Origin of the sequence: Leptospira tipperaryensis (genome assembly GCF_001729245.1) — a bacterium.
Lineage (GTDB): Bacteria > Spirochaetota > Leptospiria > Leptospirales > Leptospiraceae > Leptospira > Leptospira tipperaryensis.
In genome coordinates this window covers 2,480,992-2,494,236 of record NZ_CP015217.1, presented here as the reverse complement: position 1 = coordinate 2,494,236, position 13,245 = coordinate 2,480,992, and the positions used below count along the sequence as shown (strand labels likewise).

Sequence of the window (13,245 nt, the reverse complement as noted above, 5' to 3'; positions counted from 1 at the left end):
AATGAGTCAAAAAATTGCATTGGTCGCCGGCGCCTCCGGTCTGATCGGAAAGTATCTTTTGGAAGAATTGTCTCATTGCGGCGACTATTCTAAGATCTACGCTCTCGTAAGAAGGGCCGGATCGATCACAGGAGCCGAAGAAATTGTTTCGGATTATGACACGTTATCTGCTACATCGCTTCCAAAAGGTATCACGGATGTATTTTGCAGTTTGGGAACTACGATTTCCAAAGCCGGGAGCCAGGAGAATTTTAGAAAAGTGGATTACGAATACGTTTTAAAACTCGCAAAACTTACCAAATCCGCCGGCGCGAAATCCTTTTTGGTAGTGAGCGCTCTCGGAGCGGATTTTAAGTCGATGGTTTTTTACAATCGAGTCAAGGGCGAGATGGAAAGGGATCTTGAGAAGGTAGGCTTTTCTTTTACGGGAATCTTTCGTCCTTCTTTGCTCGAGGGAGAACGGGAGGAAAATCGTTTTGGTGAAACCGTAGGACATCTTTTATTCAAGGTCGTAAATCCCTTCCTTTTGGGAGGAACTCGAAAATACAGATCGATTCACGGAAGAACGGTTGCAAAGGCAATGATTACGATCGCGCAAAAAGAACCGGCCGGGGTTCGGATCTTAGAATCCGATAGAATCGAATCCATCGGAAGCCAGTGATTTTTCTTTCTTTAAAGTTTTGGTAAGACTCGAGAGTTTTTCGGATTCGGGATGAATCTTCCACGCTTCTTGTAAGGAGAATATCGCAGAATCAAAATTCTTTTTTTTTCCGTGAAAGACGAATGTTTTTCTGCTTCATTAGGAAATCGACATGTACCTTGTCTCCCGTGGATTTATTTAGACTCAGAGGTTGTATCAAAAGAGAAGTGAGAAAGTATTCTCCGTCCTGTTGCGATCTTAATTTTTCGACGATATCCAGGGAATTTCTGAGCTCCGAGGTTTTTTCGTCTCCGAGTTGTTGGAGATTGTCCCGAATCTTTCCGACGTCGGATGTGTCTTTTTCAGAATTTTCGGCTAAGAGTATAAATTCGCGATCGATGGAGAGAAGGGGAAGGGCCCGCTTCCTCCCACCACGAGATGGTTGGCAGCAAGATTGATTTGATCGAGGGTCCTGTTGATCGACTGAAAGTAGAGAAATGTCAGAAGTGACGTTTCTATAAACGTCATTAAGATAATAAGTCCGATCGTGATCGGAGTCGAGTTTCCCAAAGAAACAAAAAGGGAAAGTAAAATCAAAGTTAATAAAAAGATAAACTTTCCATTTAGGCTGAGAATTCCAAACTCCTTATTGATGCGAACGTCTTTTGGGAAACCTTTTTATAAATCAGCTCAAAGAGGAAACTGAATACTTTGTGAACCATCGTCCATTCTCCTCGGAAGCCGGGTAGTGTCGAAGCTGCGTTCAATCCGAGTTTGGAATAAGTTCCAGCAACTTTTTTTTGGAAAACAATGGGTTTGTAGAAAAAGGATTCGAAGAGGGAGTTCCCACACAGATCTCGGAAGTTTCGAAAATCAGTGTGGGAATCAGAAGGAAAGAGTTTTACGCGAAGGTGAGTTGTCCTTGGCGGTTTTCGATTTCGATCTTGTTTCCGGCAAGAATCGCCTTGGTTTCCAGATTGTATTCTCTCGCGAGAAGATCTTTTTTCTCTTTGGCTTCTCCTTTCAAACGGGAAGCGGATCTTTCCAAAAGAAGTCCTATTAAAATCCGAGCCGTTGATTCCACGACTTCGAAAGCTACCTCGTCTCTCAGAGAAGAATTTTCCACGGAAGAATAGGCTTCGACGATCTTCTCAAAGGTTTCTTTGTTCTCGTTTAAAAGTGAAGAAGTTGAAATTTTAGAAAATTCTTCTTCGAAGTATTGACGGAGATGGCCTTTCGCGGACATCCCGGAAACGATTCCTCCGATGGCAGCGACTACTTGAAGTTGTGTGGTTCCCTCGTAGATATTCGTGATTCTTACGTCTCTGTAGATTCTTGAGATGTCGTAGTCGTAGGTGAAACCCGCGCCTCCGTGGATCTGAAGACCGTCGTAGGCGATCTTATTTGCAAGTTCCGTAATATAATACTTCGATAATGGAGTAAAAAGGTTCGCCAGTTTTTCCCATTTACGAATCGTTTCGTCTTTGCGTATTTCCTTTTCGTCGCCGCCTTTGAGTTTGAGACGTTCGGACTTCCAGTGATAGAGATCGATGGAACGAGAAGCTTCTAAAAGAATCGCTCTCATTCCCGAGATTTCACGGTCCATAGCCGAAAGCATCTTTCTCACCGCTGGAATGTTTTGGATCGTCTTTCCAAATTGTTCTCTTTCGGATGCGTATTTCTTTGCTTCCATATAGGCCGCGGTCGCGATTCCCATCGCCTGAGCCGCGATCGAAAGTCTCGCGCCGTTCATCATCGCCATAGAATAACGAACCAAACCGTAACCTTCTTCTCCGATGAGAACTCCCGGAGAATTTTCGTAGACGACTTCGCAAGTCGGAGAGCAGTGAAGTCCCATCTTCTTTTCGATCCCTGCGATAAAAACGTCTGAACTTTTTACGAGGAAGAAAGAAAGTCCTCTCGCGCCGCTCGTCGGAGTTCCGGTTCTTGCAAGGGTAAGAATCACTGCGGGAATTCCTTCAAACCCACAACCGTGAGTGATAAAACGTTTTGCTCCCGTGAGTCTCCAGACTCCGTTCGCATCTTTTACGGCCTTGGTCTGAAGATTGGGAAGATCGGATCCGTAGTTCGGTTCCGTTAGCGCCATCGCACCGAAGAGTTCTCCGCTCGCCATCTTGGGAACGTATTCCTCGATCATTTCCGGAGATCCGAATCTTTCGATCGTTTCCGCGAGATTTAAACAACCCAAGGTGATCGCAAAGGAACCGTCAGCTCTGGAAAACAATTCCATCATCATGGTCTGAACGGTCGCAGGAATTCCCAAACCGCCGTGGTGTCTTCCTATGCTATAAGGAAGAATCCCCGCGTCTTTGACTTGATTGACCGCCTTTACCATAGCCTCCGGAAACGTAACCTTTCCCGAAGAATATTTGAGTCCTTCCACGTCCATGTCTTTTGCCAAGGGCGCGATTTGTTTTCCGGCGATCTCCCCACCGGATTCTAAAATGGATTTATAATATTCTAATGCGTCTTCGTAGGAACCGGGCGCCATCGCCAGTTCGTCTTTTCCGTTTTTCTGATATTCTTTGTGGTCTTCAAAGTCGCCTTCAAAGCCGTCTATGATTTCTTTCCAATCTACGATCGATTGAAAGTTCTCTTGTAGATCTGCGTTTTCTGAAAAATAATTATTCTCTATCATTTCAAATCCTTTATGAACTTATGTTCAGGTTGATTTTAGTCTTATTGCCACTCCGGAGCCAGATTTCCACCTTGAAAACCGAAATTCTTCGCTATCGAACGTTGTTTGGAGAATTCCAGAAAAGGAAGGTTTCTAAGTCGTGAGATTCCGGAAAGAAAAGAAGAATCTTGATCGTTCTTTTTAAAAGGAATTCTCGGGATTACAAAAGACCCTTTCTTAAATTTTATACGAATTCGGTAAATTGCAAGTAGATTCAACGCGGGGTTTTAAGAATTTCCGGACTTTTCGGAAAGTGAAGGGTTTGTTTTCTTTTGAAAAAACGAATTTAAAAAGAAGCTCCGATTGATTTCTTCATTCTTTTGTTTTTTAGTTGGTATAAGAATTCGTAGAAGTTTGTATCTTTCGATCTTTTTGTTTAGGCGACGCTCGTATAAAAAAAGCCACCTTGCGGTGGCTTTTTACCTTAAACAACTGTAAAACTAAGTGTGAATTACTTAGTAGCGTCAGCTGCAGCTTTTTTCAAAGACTCTTCAGCAGCTACTGCTTGTTTTTGCAGTTCTTCAGGATTTGAGTGAATCAGTGGGCTCACGCCAGGAATACCTGGTGGGAAGAGCAGACCAACAGATGCAACGAAAGATCCTTTCACTTCACCTGGTTTGTAGGTAGTGAAAGAAATTCTGTAAAGACCTCTTACTAAAAGTTTTTTAGTATCGATACTTTTCAGTTCGTCAAAAGATTTTGGAGGATTAGGGATGGTAATTCTTGTAAGAGAGTTATATTTTGCATGTCTCTCTTCTTTGTAAGTATCATCTCCATCATCATCGTCATCAAGCTTTTGAAGTGCTTTTGCTTTCGCAGCTTTAGCGATTTGGTCAGGCATAATAGCCGACATTCTTTCAACGCGAATCCAGGTATCAAACCAACTTGGCATTGATTTTTCTTCTGGAGTTGCAGCTTTGAAAGCGTCACTTACTAGATCTCCGTCGCCTGGCTCACCGATTTCGCCTGTAGGGGAAATCATACGAACTCCCATCTCAGCGATAACAGCAGGAACCCAAACGTAGAGGTAGTATGCTTTTTTGTTTCCATCGACTAAACCGTCTGGCGCTTGTCCTGGCTTGATGTATCCATAGTAATGGATTACAGACCCGTAGGGCAGCAAAGTTTTTACTGTTTCATTTGTCCCTGGGATGGTGCTCTCGCTCAGTACAAAAGAGCTTTTTAGGCTTGGCAGACCGCCGAATGCTCCACAAGCTGTGATGCTTGCAAAGAGTGCGACGGAGATAGCCAAAATCGAAAGTTTTTTCATAGACTCTCCTTAGTTAGGAAAATCACGGTATGGACTCGGGAGCTTTTTGTAAATCAATATTGAATAATTTTTTACCTGAAAGTGATAGAATCCGATTAAAATGGAACTTAAATTGGATTCAAAAGTCTCAATAGATCCTTGAGAACGGTTGCAGGATCGGATTCAAGTAATCAGAATCTTTTTGGAAAAAAGTTCTAAATCACCAAACAGTCAGCAGGGATTTCATTTTTTTTGGAAAAATCGTTTGATCCAGTCCCAGAGATCCAAAATCCACGCAAGGATTTTTCCAAAGATTGTTGAATACGAATACCTCTTGAGGAGTTCCTGAACCCTTTCTTGTTCTTCCGAAGTAAATTCTAAACGGATATTGTTTTCTTCGGCCTCCATCTGCACTCTTTCTTTTTTATTTCGAATGTCTACAATCCGAACGTCGACGTATTCCCAACCGAGGTTCTTTACGCTTTCGAGTCTTCTTTCTCCCGAGATCAAGGTATTGTCGAGGTCGATGAGAATCGGATGCAAAAGACCCAACTTCTGAATGGATTCTTTTAGGGGGCGAAGATCGCCCAGATCTTTTCGGATACGATTCTTAACTTTGATGTCGGAGACTCGGATTTTCATTGTTTCTCAAAAATATTCGGGTGGCTCTCGATTCAATTCAATTCCGATGTAAACGGTTCAATTTGTTATAGAATCGGTTGGGAACATAGTTTGGATCTTCTTGACACTGAAGGAATCCATAGGTTTTTGGAATGAAAGCGGGTTTTCCTTACGGATACTCAGTCAATTTCACCCATCAGGAAGAACAGATGTCTTTAAAAGATTTTATTTTTACTTCGGAATCGGTCGGAGAAGGCCATCCAGATAAGGTTTGTGACCAGATTTCCGATGCGATTCTAGATGCTTATTTGGAGCAAGATCCAAAGTCTCGAGTTGCTTGTGAAACTTTGGTGACCACGAATTTAGTCGTGATCGCGGGTGAGATTACAAGTAAAGGTAAAGTAGACGCTCAGGAAATTGCAAGAAACGTAATCCGTGATATCGGTTATAACGACATTACGATGGGTTTTGACGCGGACTTCGCGGTTGTTTCCGCTCACGTTCACGCTCAGAGTCCGGATATCTCCCAAGGGGTGACCGAGGGAGAAGGTCTTTTCAAAGAACAAGGAGCCGGCGACCAAGGTTTGATGTTCGGTTTCGCGATCAACGAAACTCCGGAACTCATGCCGATGCCGATTTACTATTCTCATGAATTGGTAAAACACTTAGCGGACCTCAGACATTCTAATAAACTCAAATTCTTAAGACCGGACGCTAAGTCTCAAGTCACCGTCGAATACAAGGACGGAAAACCGGTCAGAATTGACACTGTGGTGATTTCCACTCAACATTCTCCGGACGTAACTCACAAACAGATCGAAGAGTCTTTGATCGAAGAATGTATCAAGAAGGTCATTCCTGCGAATCTTCTCAAGGATACGAAATATTTCATCAACCCGACCGGCCAGTTCATCATCGGCGGTCCTCACGGAGACGCCGGTTTGACCGGAAGAAAGATCATCGTGGACACTTACGGTGGATACGGAAGACACGGAGGAGGAGCTTTCTCCGGAAAGGATCCTTCCAAAGTGGACCGTTCTGCTGCGTATATGGGACGTTATATCGCGAAGAACGTGGTAGCTTCCGGCCTTGCAGATAAGTGTGAAGTGCAACTTGCCTACGCGATCGGAGTTGCGGAACCCGTTTCTGTTCACGTAGACACTTTTGGAACCGGAAAAATTTCCGAAGAAGAATTGGTAAAAAGAATTCGCGCCAACTTCAGACTGACTCCAAGAGGAATCATAGAATCCTTAAAACTCCTAGAAAAGGGAAGAAAATACAGAGAGACTGCGTCTTACGGTCACTTCGGAAGAAAGGGTTCCACCTTTACTTGGGAAGAAACCGACAAAGCCGCGGCTTTAAAAGGATAAGAAAAAAATGGGAGCTCCTAGTACAGCAACTGCGACAGAAAAAGCAACTCGTGACGGTTACGGGGATGCGCTGCATGAACTCGGGGTTTCCCGTCCGGACGTAGTCGTTCTGGACGCGGATCTTTCCGGATCCACAAAGACGAATAAGTTTGCGAAAGCATTTCCGGAACGTTTTTTCAACGTAGGGGTCGCCGAACAGAACTTAGTCGGACACGCGGCCGGACTCGCACTTTCCGGTATGACTCCGTTCGCTTCTTCCTTTGCGATGTTTCTCGCGGGAAGAGCCTGGGAAGTGGTACGTAACAGCGTCGTTTATCCATTCTTAAACGTAAAATTAGTAGCCTCTCACGGCGGAGTCACAGTGGGTGAGGACGGAGCGTCCCACCAGTGTATCGAAGACTTCGCGATTATGAGAGCCATTCCCGAAATGACCGTTATCTGTCCCGCCGATTACAACGAATGTAAACAGATCATTCACGCGATCGCGGACTACAAAGGTCCGGTCTATGTTCGTGTGGGTCGTCCGAATGTTCCCGTGATCGAAAGAGAGAATTATCAATTTGTAATCGGTAAAGCCGAGGTAATGAGAGAAGGGAAAGACGTTCTCATCATTGCAAACGGAGTGATCGTAAGCGAAGCGATGAAAGCGGTAGAAGAACTTTCTAAAGAAGGGATTTCCGCGACTCTTTTGAACATGGCGACGATCAAACCGATCGACAGAGAAGCCATCCTGAAATACGCGAAAGAGTGCAGAGCGGTCGTCACCTGTGAAGAACACAACGTTGTCGGCGGACTCGGTTCTGCGGTGAGTGAGTTTCTTTCGGAAGAATATCCAGTTCACGTCCTCAAAGTAGGAATGAAGGATCAATTCGGAAAGTCGGGAACTTGGAAGGAACTTCTGGATTATTTCGGTCTTCGTTCTAAAAATATCGTTGAGACTGCAAAAAAAGCGATTCAACTCAAAGGATAATGTTTTCCCCCATTCTTCTGCGATCGGCTTTGGAGTTTTCAGAAACTGAGATTCTATGGATCGCAAAAGAAGAAGAAAGACATTCTTTTATCGGCGCTCTCGCTCGGTTTGAGAGAGGGTGGTCGAGATCGAAATTCTTCTTTTACTTTTCTCGGGCTTTGAGTTGAAAGATGGCGAGCACACAAACTCCTGACTTAAACGAAATTACCGAGGAATCTACAAAGTCTACCGGAGGACCTTGGAGAGTGGTTCTTTGGGACGACAATGAACATACCTACGAATACGTAATCGAAATGCTTATGGAAATCTGCACGATGTCCGTGGAAAAAGCGTTCTTGCACGCCGTTCAAGTGGATCAGGAAAAAAGAACGGTAGTTTTTTCCGGAGAATTTGAACACGCAGAACACGTTCAGGAAAGAATCCTCACCTACGGCGCCGACCCGAGAATGTCCAATTCGAAAGGATCGATGAGCGCCACACTCGAAAGATAAAAACGCGCCTTCCCATATTCAAAAATTAAACTCTCATTTTTTTAGGAAGAATCGTCGTTGTTACGACGTCTTGCCGTAAAGACGCGCGCCCCACCCAAATTTTGGGCGGAGGGGCGGGTGGTGGAAAAATTCCGGAAACTTTTCTATATCACAAAATTCTAATTTTGCAAGAAAAAAGTCTCATGTAGGAACTCTAACAATAGCCCTTCCTTGTGGGACGATTCTCGTTGCATCACCTCTCAACTAGCGGGTAAGGTTATGCTGAACTTGGGTGGAGGAGGCGGGTTCGTGGGAAACCTCGGCGAACCTTTCTCTATCACAGAAGTTTCTTTTTTTCAAGATGAAATTCTGAGTCGAAAATGTAGGAACTCCTAAAAGTCCTTAAAAAAAACTCCTCCAGAAAAGATGTGGGCCTTCCGAAGGAGCAAGTTGTTTAGCAAGGTTAAAGATTCATATTTACCACTAACTTTACGGCGGGTTCCGGCCAGGCGTGGATCGCGTCTTCAAAATTGCAAGTCGCCGTAACCACCTTTTCCGGTTGGATTTTTTTCTCTTCGATCATTTCCAACATCTTGGGAATAAATTCTTTGGAATCGACCTTTCCTATTTTGACCGTCGCACCCGTATTATACAATTCTAAATAAGGAATTTCTAATTTATTGGTCCAGTGAACTGACGCACATCCGTAGATTCCTTCCGTGGAAAGAGATCTCAGACAAAAATCCCATCCTTCTTTTTGTCCGTGACAATCCGCGATGAGAGGAAATCTTTTTGTCCACGACTTGGGAAGAGAAGAATAAGGAGCAACGGTTGCGCCTAACTCGTTCGCGATTTTCAGTCTTTCCTCGTCGTTGTCTATGTATAAAACTTCGGACGCCCCCATACCGACTGCAAGAGAAGCTGAATATAAGGCGATGCTGGACGCGGATCCGCCTAAGATCATCACAGGAGTTTTCGGTTTTTTCTCCAGCCACTGACCGACCAATTTCCAAGCTTCTACCATATTATCGCTGATCGCGGCGAGAGCAATTGCGTCGACGGACGAAGGCATTGGAATGAGCATCTGCTTTGCAAACGGAACCCAAATTCTTTCGGCGAGTGCGCCCCCGAATTGTTTTGCTCCCGGTCCCATCCCGTAAAAACTTGCGGGTGGAACTGAGTTACAGGCTTTGGAATGTCCATCCATACATTCCGGACAAAGCCCGCAAGAGACCTGAAACGGAATGATTACTTTGGTCCCTTTGGGGAATTCATTTTCGATCTCGGGGCTTGTTTCCACAATTACGCCGACGAATTCGTGCCCGACGGGAATTCCCGGTCGCATCAGAGTGTCTCCGTTTACGATCGGAATGTCGAGGTCGCACCGAGAGACCGCGAGAGGTTTGACGATGGCTTGGTTTTTTCCCTGGATGGTCGGTTCGGGAACTTCTTCCCATTCTAAGACATTCTTTTTTTTGAATACGATTCGTTTCATGATTCACCTATGTTTTTTGATAAGGATCGATTTCGAATTGGAATCTAAGAATGGATGATGCCCATCTTTAGACTTTTGCTTGTTTTTGTCTTTTAGGCACTCTTTTTGAAAAACGGATTCTGTTTTTTTAGCTTTTCATTTTTCAAAGGATTTTTCCCGATTCGGAAAGGCACCATTGATTACGGAAAAAACCAATTCTTTTTAGCATTCTTAGGATACATAAAGATTAAAGAATATTCATTTTCCTTGAAATACGGCCGACCTTTTTTCGATAAAGGAATTCAATCCTTCTTCCGCGTCCTTTGTATCCATCAAGGTCAAAAGTTGAGGGAATAGGTCTTCCGCCGCCTTGGTTTCTCCAAATTGAACCGAATCCCTCGCCGATTTTAGGGTGGCGAAGACACCGAGTGGGGCTTGGGCCGCGACCTTTTCTGCGAGTTGAATTCCTCTTGAGATGAGTTCGTTTTTTTCTACGATTTCTTGGATGAGACCGATGCGAAGCGCTTCTTCGGCTTCAAAAGGTTCTCCCGTGAGAATGTATTTCATTGCGTTTCCCCAGCCGCACTGAGCGGGCCAGCGCATCGTGCCACCGCCGAAAGGAAAAATTCCTCTCTGAACTTCCACTTGTGCAAAGACGGAACGTTTCGCGGCGATTCGAATATCGCTCGCGAGCATGAGTTCGATTCCGAGAGTGATACACATTCCATGAACGGCGACTACGACCGGCTTGGTTCTCTGGCGACCCGTCGTTCCCCAAGGATTTATGCTTTCTTCCGGAAGAGGAAATTTTCTTTCTTTTTTTAAGAAGTCGGAAACGTTCTTCAGTTCGAGGCCGAGTGTGAATTGTTTTCCATTCGCGTAGACGAGTCCGACTCGAATTTCCGGATCCGCTTCTAACTGATCGTATGCGCGGCTCAGCGCAAAGAGCATGTCAACGTTGAATGCGTTTCTTTCTTCAGGTCTGTTAAAAATTATATGTAAGATGGGACCTTTTTTTTCAGTGAGAATCAGTTCCGACATGGTTTTTTCCTTCGATAGACTATCTGGTCTACATAGTTTGAATTCTTTATAGACTATTTAGTCTATCATTTTTTAGTTTTCCTTGAACTTTTTTTAGGTTCTGAGACTCTGATCTTTTAGTATGGCTCAGAATTTAGAAAAACAGAGTAATCCCTACGATCGGCTGATGACCTCCGCCTTGGATCTATTTTATCAGAGGGGTTATTCGGGAACTTCCACAAATCAGCTGATTGCAGATTCCGGAACTCATAAAGCCAGCTTTTATCGTTATTTTCAATCCAAAGAAGAGATCGCTCTGGAATATCTCAAACTTCAAGGGGAGAATTTCGAGAACGGTCTTCAGAGAATGATGGAACGCGCGCCTTCTTGGAAAGAATTTATCCACACTTGGAGCGGAGTTCTTTTGAAACAAGTGAAGAGTGGAAAGTTTATCGGCTGTCCCGTCGCGCGTTTTATCAATAGCGTAGAAGAGAAAAATGAAGAATTTGAAATTGTCGCCGATAAAATCATAGAAGGTTGGATTCGGAGCTTTGAATTGTATTTTGAATCCGAAAAGAAAAAGGGAAATCTGGATCCGTCTCTAAATTCTCTCGCAGCCGCAAAAAAAATTCTCAAACTCTTTCAAGGAAGTTCGCAACTCTTTCGAATCACAGGGAAGAACGAATACTTCCAAGAATTCAAAGCGGAGATGGTGGAAATACTGTCTCGCGGCCGTTCTGTCCAATAAAGATTCTTTTCAAAGTCCCGAAAGGGATGCATTCAAATTTTAGTGTAAAATAAAAATTCGATAGAATTTCAAATATATTCTTTTTTAAGAATATTCGTAAATGATAAATATTTCTTTGAAAGGATATCGAGTGGATCTGAAAAAAAAAGTCAGCGAAGACGATTTCTTTTCCAAGTAGTTGTTAAGGAGCCGCTTTTTCTTCGGACAATCCGTATCTCTTTATGGGTAGGAACGTTCAGGAATCATACAAAAATACGAGATAATCAGTCAGAGAATAATTTTGGCCATCGTGTAAAAAAAATCAATGAGTCAAAGATCGTGTCTTTGATCGGTGGGAAGTATGAAAAAGATTTTTTCCTTCCGACGAAGGTTCTATTCAATCCTGATTTTTCAGAAATGTATTTTGAATACATCCACAAGAAGAATCAGATTCAGATGGAAACCGAGGAATTTCTTAAAGAAGATAAATCGACTACACGTTCTAAAATTCAAATTTCAAAACCGGTGAGAGATAACTTTCCTTGGAAGTATTCATTCGGAGAAAGTTATCTTCCACTGGAATTGCGTCGAAGGACAGGATTGATTCTTTTGGGAATTCGCTTAAATCTTCGGTGTACATAAAAAAGCCCCTGTTGGAAACAACAGAGGCTGTGAAAGAGGATTAACCTTTTTTCTTAACTAAGATTTTTCTTTCGATTTCGAAAATCTTTTCGGCGAGTTTTTCTTTTCCGAGTTTTTTCTTATCGTTCTCTTTTAAGAATAGATCTTCTCCGAATTTATCAAACGCGTCGTTCGCCTTGATGTTTTTCAGACCGATGATCTGAAGGTGAACCGCGCCCGAAGGAATTCCAAAATCATTTCCTCTGTCTTCCACGGAAAGAACTCTCGTGATTACGGTTACCGTATCGCCGCTGAAAGAAGGTTGTGTATGATATCCTTCGGTAAAGCCGAGGTCCCAGATCATGTTTTCGGTGATATCTCTGGAAGCCATTCCGCATAACCAAGCAAAGACGAGTCCTCCGTAGACGACGGGTTCTCCACCCATAGGACCTGAGATTCCCGCAGAATAAAGTTTGTCGTAGTGAAGTGGATGAGTGTTTCCGACTCTGTAAGTCCAAGGAAAGTGTTCATCGGTAATCGTTCTTCCGTTTTGGTGGATAAAGATTTGTCCCGGTTTGAAATTCTCAAAGTATGTATCTGACCAAGTAGAGGATTTGAATTCGGTTGGAAATTTTAACGAAGGAAGTTCGATCACAGGCGCGTCCGTTTCCGGAAAAAAAGCTTCTTTGACGACCGGTTTTGGAGTTCCTTTCGGTTTTCCGTTCGATTGATAGATCATGATCTTTCTTTCGTATTGAAGAACCAATTCTTTCTTTTGATTTAAGCAGATAGTGCGAACGCTTACAATCCCCGGTTTGTCCGGACCTTTGTCGTCTACTTTGAGAATTTTTGTTTTAGCGGAAAGAGTATCTCCCGGATAAACGGGTTTTAAAAATTGTACGTTGTAGTAACCGAGATTTGCGAGGGCTTTTTCGGAATCGTTTTGAACTCCGAGAGAGAGCGCGATATTAAAAACTTGAAGAGAGGATACTAGCATATCCTGAAATCCGTGAGCCTGCGCATAAGCCGCGGAGAGGAAGAGCGGGTTTGCATCCATAAAGGTAGTTGCAAATTCTTGAGCGAAAGCGCGATCGATCGTAATTTCTCTTGGGTGTTCGAAAATTTCGCCTTCGGTAAATTCTTCCAGATATCTTCCGTAAATATTCCGTTTTACCTGATCCTTGGTAACAGGCGTCCCGGGTGCAAGTTCTGCAAAGGGTTTGTTTGGAACTTTAGTCATAGTAATAGGCCTCTCGATCTTTTTTCGTTTTTTCCAGTCTTTTGTCGGCAATCTTGCGGAAAAGTTTTTTTATTTATCGAATTCTTAGAAGATCTTGAGGCGAAATCGGTGGACTTACCAGACTAAACTTGGAACTGAGTCGGAA

At 43.5% G+C, this 13,245-nt stretch carries 12 protein-coding genes; 6 read left to right on the top strand and 6 right to left on the bottom strand.

Translation table 11 applies throughout. The features are described 5' to 3' along the window. Position 1: 1 nt before the first annotated feature. Positions 2-661, top strand: coding sequence for an oxidoreductase (locus A0128_RS11765; RefSeq protein WP_069607695.1), 660 nt, complete (start codon positions 2-4; stop codon positions 659-661). 880 nt (positions 662-1,541) lie between these two features. Here the strand turns inward: A0128_RS11765 and A0128_RS11755 are convergent. The 3 genes from A0128_RS11755 to A0128_RS11740 all read right to left on the bottom strand — a co-directional run bounded on the left by A0128_RS11755 (position 1,542) and on the right by A0128_RS11740 (position 5,229). Further along, a complete protein-coding gene (locus A0128_RS11755; RefSeq protein WP_069607693.1) occupies positions 1,542-3,299 on the bottom strand; it encodes an acyl-CoA dehydrogenase family protein in 1,758 nt (585 codons plus the stop codon). A 490-nt stretch (positions 3,300-3,789) separates the two neighbouring features. Then, positions 3,790-4,608, bottom strand: a complete 819-nt coding sequence (gene lipL32 / locus A0128_RS11745) for a major surface lipoprotein LipL32 (RefSeq protein WP_069607691.1) — start codon at positions 4,606-4,608, stop codon at positions 3,790-3,792. Positions 4,609-4,830: 222 nt separating this feature from the next. Further along, positions 4,831-5,229: a ParB N-terminal domain-containing protein gene (locus A0128_RS11740; protein WP_069607690.1), complete on the bottom strand. Its 399-nt coding sequence runs from the start codon at positions 5,227-5,229 to the stop codon at positions 4,831-4,833. A 188-nt stretch (positions 5,230-5,417) separates the two neighbouring features. Here A0128_RS11740 and metK point away from each other — a divergent pair, with 188 nt between their 5' ends. The 3 genes from metK (at position 5,418) to A0128_RS11725 (ending at position 8,039) form a co-directional block, all read left to right on the top strand. After that, entirely contained in the window at positions 5,418-6,578 is a 1,161-nt protein-coding gene (metK, locus tag A0128_RS11735; RefSeq protein WP_069609259.1) for a methionine adenosyltransferase, read from the top strand. 7 nt (positions 6,579-6,585) lie between these two features. After that, complete coding sequence (locus tag A0128_RS11730) at positions 6,586-7,548, top strand: transketolase family protein (RefSeq protein WP_069607689.1); 963 nt, start codon at positions 6,586-6,588, stop codon at positions 7,546-7,548. Positions 7,549-7,718: 170 nt separating this feature from the next. Beyond that, positions 7,719-8,039 carry an ATP-dependent Clp protease adaptor ClpS gene (locus A0128_RS11725; protein WP_069607688.1) on the top strand — a complete coding sequence of 107 codons (321 nt, stop codon included), beginning with the start codon at positions 7,719-7,721 and terminating at the stop codon, positions 8,037-8,039. A 442-nt stretch (positions 8,040-8,481) separates the two neighbouring features. Here the strand turns inward: A0128_RS11725 and A0128_RS11720 are convergent, their stop codons facing one another. After that, positions 8,482-9,513 (bottom strand): zinc-dependent alcohol dehydrogenase, encoded by a 1,032-nt coding sequence (locus tag A0128_RS11720; protein ID WP_069607687.1) that lies wholly within the window; start codon positions 9,511-9,513, stop codon positions 8,482-8,484. 237 nt (positions 9,514-9,750) lie between these two features. Beyond that, positions 9,751-10,533 (bottom strand): crotonase/enoyl-CoA hydratase family protein, encoded by a 783-nt coding sequence (locus A0128_RS11715; protein ID WP_069607686.1) that lies wholly within the window; start codon positions 10,531-10,533, stop codon positions 9,751-9,753. A 121-nt stretch (positions 10,534-10,654) separates the two neighbouring features. Between A0128_RS11715 and A0128_RS11710 the strand changes: the two genes are divergently transcribed. Together A0128_RS11710 and A0128_RS11705 are read left to right on the top strand one after the other, a co-directional pair. Continuing rightward, positions 10,655-11,260 carry a TetR/AcrR family transcriptional regulator gene (locus tag A0128_RS11710; protein WP_069607685.1) on the top strand — a complete coding sequence of 202 codons (606 nt, stop codon included), beginning with the start codon at positions 10,655-10,657 and terminating at the stop codon, positions 11,258-11,260. A gap of 318 nt (positions 11,261-11,578) precedes the next feature. Beyond that, positions 11,579-11,881 (top strand): hypothetical protein, encoded by a 303-nt coding sequence (locus tag A0128_RS11705; RefSeq protein ID WP_069607684.1) that lies wholly within the window; start codon positions 11,579-11,581, stop codon positions 11,879-11,881. Between the two features lie 40 nt (positions 11,882-11,921). On the opposite strand, the gene A0128_RS11700 is transcribed toward A0128_RS11705, so the two are convergent. Next, positions 11,922-13,100: a MaoC family dehydratase gene (locus A0128_RS11700; RefSeq protein ID WP_069607683.1), complete on the bottom strand. Its 1,179-nt coding sequence runs from the start codon at positions 13,098-13,100 to the stop codon at positions 11,922-11,924. Positions 13,101-13,245 lie beyond the last annotated feature (145 nt).

What these genes read in the sequence shown, in the direction of transcription:
- metK (WP_069609259.1), top strand. Translation starts at nt 5,418, where the DNA reads ATGTCTTTAAAAGATTTTATTTTTACTTCGGAATCGGTCGGAGAAGGC.
- A0128_RS11725 (WP_069607688.1), top strand. Translation starts at nt 7,719, where the DNA reads ATGGCGAGCACACAAACTCCTGACTTAAACGAAATTACCGAGGAATCT.
- A0128_RS11765 (WP_069607695.1), top strand. Translation starts at nt 2, where the DNA reads ATGAGTCAAAAAATTGCATTGGTCGCCGGCGCCTCCGGTCTGATCGGA.
- A0128_RS11715 (WP_069607686.1), bottom strand. Translation starts at nt 10,533, where the DNA reads ATGTCGGAACTGATTCTCACTGAAAAAAAAGGTCCCATCTTACATATA.
- A0128_RS11700 (WP_069607683.1), bottom strand. Translation starts at nt 13,100, where the DNA reads ATGACTAAAGTTCCAAACAAACCCTTTGCAGAACTTGCACCCGGGACG.
- A0128_RS11720 (WP_069607687.1), bottom strand. Translation starts at nt 9,513, where the DNA reads ATGAAACGAATCGTATTCAAAAAAAAGAATGTCTTAGAATGGGAAGAA.
- A0128_RS11755 (WP_069607693.1), bottom strand. Translation starts at nt 3,299, where the DNA reads ATGATAGAGAATAATTATTTTTCAGAAAACGCAGATCTACAAGAGAAC.
- A0128_RS11710 (WP_069607685.1), top strand. Translation starts at nt 10,655, where the DNA reads ATGGCTCAGAATTTAGAAAAACAGAGTAATCCCTACGATCGGCTGATG.
- A0128_RS11730 (WP_069607689.1), top strand. Translation starts at nt 6,586, where the DNA reads ATGGGAGCTCCTAGTACAGCAACTGCGACAGAAAAAGCAACTCGTGAC.
- lipL32 (WP_069607691.1), bottom strand. Translation starts at nt 4,608, where the DNA reads ATGAAAAAACTTTCGATTTTGGCTATCTCCGTCGCACTCTTTGCAAGC.
- A0128_RS11740 (WP_069607690.1), bottom strand. Translation starts at nt 5,229, where the DNA reads ATGAAAATCCGAGTCTCCGACATCAAAGTTAAGAATCGTATCCGAAAA.